The organism is Ferdinandcohnia salidurans (genome assembly GCF_042680725.1).
GTDB classification, from domain to species: Bacteria; Bacillota; Bacilli; order Bacillales; family Bacillaceae_L; genus Ferdinandcohnia; species Ferdinandcohnia salidurans.
The window spans coordinates 45961-52954 of sequence record NZ_JBHUEK010000014.1; the positions used below are offsets into that span (position 1 = coordinate 45961).

Annotated in this window: 8 protein-coding genes; all 8 read left to right on the top strand. The window is 38.5% G+C overall.

Annotated elements, in window-relative coordinates:
• Nucleotides 1-290 precede the first annotated feature (290 nt).
• Nucleotides 291-1220: a cysteine synthase A gene (cysK, locus tag ACFSFW_RS09970; protein ID WP_304220233.1), complete on the top strand. Its 930-nt coding sequence runs from the start codon at nt 291-293 to the stop codon at nt 1218-1220.
• A gap of 181 nt (nt 1221-1401) precedes the next feature.
• Nucleotides 1402-1998 (top strand): aminodeoxychorismate/anthranilate synthase component II, encoded by a 597-nt coding sequence (gene pabA, locus ACFSFW_RS09975; RefSeq protein ID WP_304220234.1) that lies wholly within the window; start codon nt 1402-1404, stop codon nt 1996-1998.
• Between the two features lie 87 nt (nt 1999-2085).
• The gene (gene folP, locus ACFSFW_RS09980; RefSeq protein WP_388037623.1) at nt 2086-2928 is read left to right on the top strand and encodes a dihydropteroate synthase; all 843 of its coding nucleotides are present in this window, start codon (nt 2086-2088) and stop codon (nt 2926-2928) included.
• A gap of 5 nt (nt 2929-2933) precedes the next feature.
• On the top strand, nt 2934-3296 hold the full coding sequence (gene folB, locus ACFSFW_RS09985) for a dihydroneopterin aldolase (RefSeq protein ID WP_304220236.1): 363 nt from the start codon (nt 2934-2936) through the stop codon (nt 3294-3296).
• Nucleotides 3296-3820 carry a 2-amino-4-hydroxy-6-hydroxymethyldihydropteridine diphosphokinase gene (folK, locus tag ACFSFW_RS09990; protein WP_388037626.1) on the top strand — a complete coding sequence of 175 codons (525 nt, stop codon included), beginning with the start codon at nt 3296-3298 and terminating at the stop codon, nt 3818-3820. The genes folB and folK overlap by 1 nt, the downstream gene beginning before the upstream one ends.
• Nucleotides 3772-3984 carry a helix-turn-helix domain-containing protein gene (locus tag ACFSFW_RS09995; RefSeq protein WP_099353492.1) on the top strand — a complete coding sequence of 71 codons (213 nt, stop codon included), beginning with the start codon at nt 3772-3774 and terminating at the stop codon, nt 3982-3984. Before folK ends, ACFSFW_RS09995 begins: the two co-directional genes overlap by 49 nt.
• A 34-nt stretch (nt 3985-4018) precedes the next feature.
• Entirely contained in the window at nt 4019-5020 is a 1002-nt protein-coding gene (gene dusB, locus ACFSFW_RS10000; protein WP_304220238.1) for a tRNA dihydrouridine synthase DusB, read from the top strand.
• Nucleotides 5021-5170: 150 nt separating this feature from the next.
• Complete coding sequence (lysS, locus tag ACFSFW_RS10005; protein ID WP_304220239.1) at nt 5171-6655, top strand: lysine--tRNA ligase; 1485 nt, start codon at nt 5171-5173, stop codon at nt 6653-6655.
• Nucleotides 6656-6994: the final 339 nt, after the last annotated feature.

Sequence of the window (6994 nt, forward strand, 5' to 3'; positions counted from 1 at the left end):
ATTAGTTAAAACCCCAACTAATTAAGTTACAGCCTCCGGCGGATGCCACAGATTTTCAATGGAAGTTTTTCGATCGGTAAGATCAAAGACTAAGAACGCCACATCGTGTGGCAACGTCTTTATGACCCACTTCCTGTGGGCCTAAAATCTGGGCGCAAATACGCAAAGGCGTATTTGATTTAGTAGGGAAAATTCACAAACTGCAAGTGGCAAATTCATTGACTTTTACGGTTGGAGTTGTTAAATTGTAGATAAAACCAATAAAAATAGTAGGGATTGAGGGTGGAATCATGACAAGAGTAGCAAATTCAATCTATGAGTTAATCGGTCAAACACCAGTTGTAAAGCTTAACCACTTAGTTGACGAAAATAGTGCTGATGTTTATGTGAAGCTTGAGTTCTTTAACCCAGGTAGCAGTGTAAAAGATAGAATTGCATTAGCTATGATTGAAGCAGCGGAGAAAAAAGGGGAACTAAAACCAGGTGACACAATTATTGAGCCAACTAGTGGAAACACTGGTATCGGTTTAGCAATGGTTGCAGCTGCTAAAGGATTAAAGGCAATCCTAGTAATGCCTGATACTATGAGTATCGAGCGTCGTAACCTTTTACGTGCATATGGAGCGGAGCTTGTGTTAACACCTGGTTCTGAAGGAATGAAAGGTGCTGTTAACAAGGCGGAAGAGCTTGTTAAAGAACATGGCTATTTCATGGCACAACAATTTGATAATGAAGCAAATCCTGAAATTCACCGTTTAACGACTGGTAAAGAAATTGTTGAGCAGATGGGTGACCAATTAGATGCATTTGTATCTGGTATTGGTACAGGTGGAACAATAACTGGAGCAGGTACGGTTTTAAAGGAGAAATATCCAAACATCCATATTGTTGCAGTAGAACCAGCTGACTCTGCCATTCTTTCTGGTGGGAAACCGGGTCCTCATAAAATCCAAGGAATAGGTGCAAACTTTGTACCGAGCGTTTTAAACACTGAAATTTATGATGAAGTGTTTACAGTTAAAAATGAAGAAGCAATCGAATATGCACGCCGTACAGGTCAAGAGGAAGGATTCCTAGTAGGTATTTCTTCTGGTGCGGCTATCTTTGCTGCACTCCAAGTTGCGAAAAAATTAGGTAAAGGCAAGAAAGTACTTGCAATTGTCCCTGACAATGGTGAGCGTTACTTAAGTACTGTCCTTTATCAATTTGATGAGCAATAAGTAAAGATGTTTGTCAACATACAAAAGAGTCTATCCTTATAGGATTAGACTCTTTTTTCAATTCAATGGTGTACCAGTAATCGTATATCATGTAAAATATAAAAATAGACGATCTATAGATGTTAACACAGAGCTGAGTGAAGTAGAGTTTTAAAAAAATAAGAGTATGAGGTGAGCTAAGATGATCGTAATGATTGATAATTATGACTCGTTTACATTTAATTTAGTGCAGTATGTGGGAGAATTAGGAGAAGAGATCATCGTCAAAAGAAACGATGAAATTACAGTCCAGGAAATAGAGGATTTATCCCCCGATTTAATCATGATTTCCCCTGGGCCTTGTACGCCGAATGAGGCAGGAATTAGTCTTGAGACAATCTCTCATTTTGCAGGGCGTATACCAATTTTTGGTGTTTGCCTTGGTCATCAATCGATTGCCCAATCGTTTGGTGGAGATGTAATAAAAGCCCAAAGGCTTATGCATGGCAAAACATCCGAAATTATTCATGATGGTAAAACTATCTTTTCAGGACTTGAACAGCCTTTTACAGCTACTCGATATCATTCCCTAATCGTTAAAAAGGAAACAATTCCTGCGTGTTTTGAAATATCAGCTGAAACAGCAGAGGGTGAGATCATGGCCATCCGTCACAAGGAGTATCCGATCGAGGGTGTCCAATTTCATCCAGAGTCCATAATGACTATTGCTGGGAAGCAACTGATTGAAAATGTAATTAAACAATTCATCAGTAATAAAAGTGAAGTAGGATCAAACTAAAAAATCAGAGTGCCTGTTTTAAGTACATATATTCCATTTTCAAGACAGGCTTATATTATATAAATGAATAACAAAGGAGTTTGAGAAATGGACCAAAGCAGAGCGAGCAGACCAACACTAACATGTGGTCCTTATCAATTAGATTTTTCGAAAAAAACGATGATCATGGGAATTCTAAATATCACACCTGATTCATTTTCAGATGGTGGTTCCTATATTGACCTAGATGCCGCTATTCGGCACGCCAAAGAAATGGTCGAGAATGGTGCAGATATTATTGATGTTGGTGGTGAATCGACAAGGCCTGGACATGAAATAATTTCTGATGAAGAAGAGATTGCTAGAGTGGTTCCAATCATTAAGGCGTTGGTAAAGGAAGTTCACGTACCTATTTCGATTGATACCTACAAGTCTGAAGTAGCAAAGCAGGCCATTGAAGCTGGAGCACATATTATTAATGATATTTGGGGGGCAAAAGCAGACCCTAAAATGGCAGAAGTGGCGGCAACCTATCAAGTGCCGATTATTCTCATGCATAACCGAGACAATAAAGACTATAAGAATCTTATTGATGATATGATCGTTGATTTAAAAGAAAGCATTGAAATTGTAAAAGCTGCGGGTGTGAAGGATGAGAATATCATCATAGACCCGGGAGTAGGCTTTGCAAAAACTTTTGAAGGAAATATTGAAACGATTCGTCAACTAGACCGGTTTTCTGACCTAGGTTACCCAATCCTACTAGGAACATCAAGGAAGTCCTTTATTGGAAAAATTTTCGATTTGCCACCAAAGGAACGTGATGAAGCAACTGGTGCAACGACTTGCCTCGGTATCCAAAAGGGCTGTGATATCGTCCGTGTACACAATGTGAGGGTGAATGCTAGACTTGCTAAAATGATGGATGTCCTTATTGGTAAAGGGGAATAACGATAATGGATAAAATTTATGTGAACCAAATGCAATTTTATGGCTATCATGGTGTTTTCCCGGAAGAAACAAAGCTAGGACAACGCTTCTTCGTGGACCTCATGGTAGAAGTGGATGTTAAACAAGCGGGTGAAACGGATAATTTAAGTTACTCGGTTCACTATGGGGAGCTTTACAACCTATGTAAGGAAATTGTAGAGGGAAAACCGTACAAGTTGCTTGAGGCAGTAGCAGAAAAAATGGCTACCGCTATTTTAGCTCATTTTCCATTGGTCTCTAGTTGCACAATAAAAGTAATCAAGCCTGACCCACCAATACCAGGGCAGCTTCAATCCGTAGCGGTAGAGATCACGAGGAGTCGAGGGTAGTGAATAATACAGCTTATATCGCCTTGGGTACAAATATAGGTAACCGGGAGTCCTATTTATATTCATCATTAAAAGCTATTGAAGAAAAAAAGATAGCGATTATTGGTTTTTCTTCAATTTATGAAACGGATCCAGTTGGTTATGAGGATCAAGACCGATTCTTAAATATGGTAATTAAAGTAAATACCGATTTACAACCATTGCATTTACTAGACGTTTTGCAGAGTATAGAGCTTGAATCTGGTAGGGAAAGGAAAATAAGGTGGGGTCCTCGAACACTCGACCTTGACATTTTACTGTTTAATCAAGAAAATATTGAAACAGAGCGTCTTATTGTTCCCCACCCCCGAATGACAGAACGAGCATTTGTTATGGTACCATTAGCTGAAATAGACCAGGATATAGAAATTCCGGCAGTAACAAAACCATTATCCTTACTACTAGAGGAATTACAAGACAGAGAAGGTGTGCGTATATGGAAGCGGAGAAATGGGGAAGACGTATTCGTGCTTTTCGAAAATTAAAAGGGTATACCCAAGAGAGTTTGGCAAAAGACCTCGGGGTATCGGTGTCTCTTGTTGGAGAAGTAGAGCGGGGAACACGGATGCCTAGCAAGATATTTTTACAAGAGGTTGCAGATATATTAAAAGTACCACTTGATGACTTACGTCCTAAAGAGGTTGATTAAATAGTGTCAGAAATAGAAGGAAAGGAGGGTTACCGTGTTAAAAATAGGCAATATCGAAATGAAGAACCAAGTTGTTCTTGCACCGATGGCTGGGGTGTGTAACTCTGCATTCCGTCTAACGGTTAAGGAATTTGGTGCAGGATTAGTTTGTGCGGAAATGGTAAGTGATAAAGCAATTCTCTATAAAAATGCTAGAACAATGGGAATGCTTTATATAGATGAACGTGAAAAGCCACTTAGCCTTCAAATTTTTGGAGGAGAAAAAGAAACGTTAGTGGAAGCGGCTAAGTTTGTTGATAAAAATACAACTGCGGATATTATTGATATTAACATGGGATGCCCTGTACCAAAAATTACGAAATGTGATGCAGGGGCAAAGTGGCTATTAGATCCTAATAAGATTTATGAGATGGTTTCAGCGGTAGTTGATGCAGTTGACAAACCAGTTACTGTAAAAATGCGGATGGGCTGGGACGAAGACCATATTTTTGCCATTCAAAATGCCCAAGCGGTAGAACGTGCTGGTGGTCAAGCAGTAGCCATGCATGGGAGAACTCGTGTTCAAATGTACGAAGGGTTTGCGAACTGGGATATTATTAAACAAGTAAAAGAATCGGTAAACATCCCTGTTATCGGAAATGGCGACGTTAAAACACCACAAGATGCAAGACGTATGCTTGATGAAACCGGTTGTGACGGTGTAATGATTGGCCGTGCAGCACTAGGAAACCCATGGATGATTTATCAAACAGTTAAATATTTAGAAACTGGTGAACTAATTGAAGAACCAAGCGTAAGGGAAAAAATTGATGTTTCAATTCTTCATTTAGATCGTCTAATTAACTTAAAGAATGAAAACATTGCGGTAAGGGAATTTCGAAAGCATGCTGCGTGGTATCTAAAAGGAATCCGTGGAAATGCAATAGTGCGTAACGATGTCAACAACTGCAATACACGAGATGAATTAGTGTCAGCTTTACAAAGCTTCGTTGAAGAAGTAGAAAAAAAGCAAGAAAACAATGCTAAGGTTGTTTGACATCAATAGTTCCCTACACTATAATACCCGTAAGCAACCCACTGCCAGTTAATTACTGGCAGTTTTTCTGCTTTACGTTTATATTGGAATAGGACAAGTTATATATTTACGGTTTTTCATAGATGAGTGACAAAATAGGAGTTGATGGAAATGAATCATGAGGAATTAAATGACCAATTGATTGTCAGAAGAGAAAAGCTACATACATTGCGTGAAATGGGCGTAGACCCTTTCGGTAAGAGATTTGAAAGAACCCATAGCACACGTGAGTTAATCGATTTATACGATGGATTTACAAAAGAGCAATTAGATGAAAAAGAAATCACGGTTACCATTGCTGGTCGTATTATGACAAAGCGTGGTAAAGGGAAGGCTGGATTTACCCATATTCAAGATCTAACTAGTCAAATTCAACTATATGTACGTCTAGATGCAGTTGGGGAAGAACAATATGAGATATTTAATATTGCTGACCTAGGTGATATTGTCGGAGTAACTGGTACAGTCTTCAAAACAAAAGTAGGGGAGCTTTCTATTAAAGTTTCTTCATTTGAACTTTTATCAAAAGCATTACGTCCACTACCAGATAAGTTCCATGGTCTAAAGGACGTAGAGCAGCGCTATCGCCAACGTTATTTAGACTTAATCATGAGCCCGGAAAGCAAAGAAACGTTTATTACACGAAGTAAAATCATCCGAGCGATGAGACGCTATCTTGACGACCATGGTTACCTGGAAGTTGAAACACCAATGATGCATTCAATCCCTGGTGGAGCATCGGCAAAACCGTTCATTACTCATCATAATGCGTTAGATATCCCATTATATATGCGTATTGCGATTGAGTTACACCTAAAGCGCCTTATTGTTGGTGGCTTAGAAAAAGTATATGAAATCGGCCGGGTATTCCGTAATGAAGGTGTATCAACACGCCATAACCCCGAATTCACAATGATTGAACTTTATGAAGCTTATGCAGACTATAAAGACATCATGAGCTTAACAGAAAACTTAGTAGCTCATATTGCCCAAGAGGTACTAGGAACTACAACTGTAACCTATGGTGAATATGAGATTGACTTAAAGCCGGAGTGGAAACGACTCCACATGGTAGATGCCATTAAAGAATATGTAGGCGTAGATTTCTGGAAGGAAATGAGTCTAGAAGAAGCAAGACAGCTTGCGAAGGAACATAATGTTGAAATCAATGACAATATGCAGTATGGTCATATTGTTAACGAGTTCTTTGAACAAAAAATTGAAGAGAAACTCATCCAACCAACATTCATCTATGGACATCCAGTAGAGATTTCGCCATTAGCGAAGAAGAATCCTGAAGATCCTAGATTCACAGATCGTTTCGAGCTATTCATTGTTGCTAGAGAACATGCTAATGCCTTCACAGAATTAAATGACCCGATTGATCAACGTCAAAGATTTGAAGCTCAACTGAAAGAAAGAGAGCAAGGAAATGACGAAGCGCATATGATGGATGAAGATTTCGTAGAAGCATTAGAATATGGTTTACCTCCAACAGGTGGATTAGGAATTGGTATAGATAGACTCGTTATGCTATTAACTAATTCTCCTTCAATAAGGGATGTATTACTATTCCCACAAATGCGCCATAAATAATTTGAGTAATAGAGTGGATTTCCACTCTATTTTTTTATGGATTCAATCGAAAAACTTTTCTAGTATAATTTTTTTATTTAAAAAGGCTTGCCTTAAAAGTTCAGAGGTGGTATATTATAAATCTGCCGCTGAGATGCGGTGTTGAAATAAAAAAGAAATAAAAAAAGTTGTTGACTATCGAAATTATAAATGATATTATAATAAAGTTGCTTCAAGAGAGCAACGATAGCGAAACTTTAAAAAAGTTCTTTGAAAACTGAACACAATACAAGTGTCAACGTTTAATTCTAAAGTAACAAACTATTGAGCAATCAATACTCTTATTGGAGAGTTTGATCC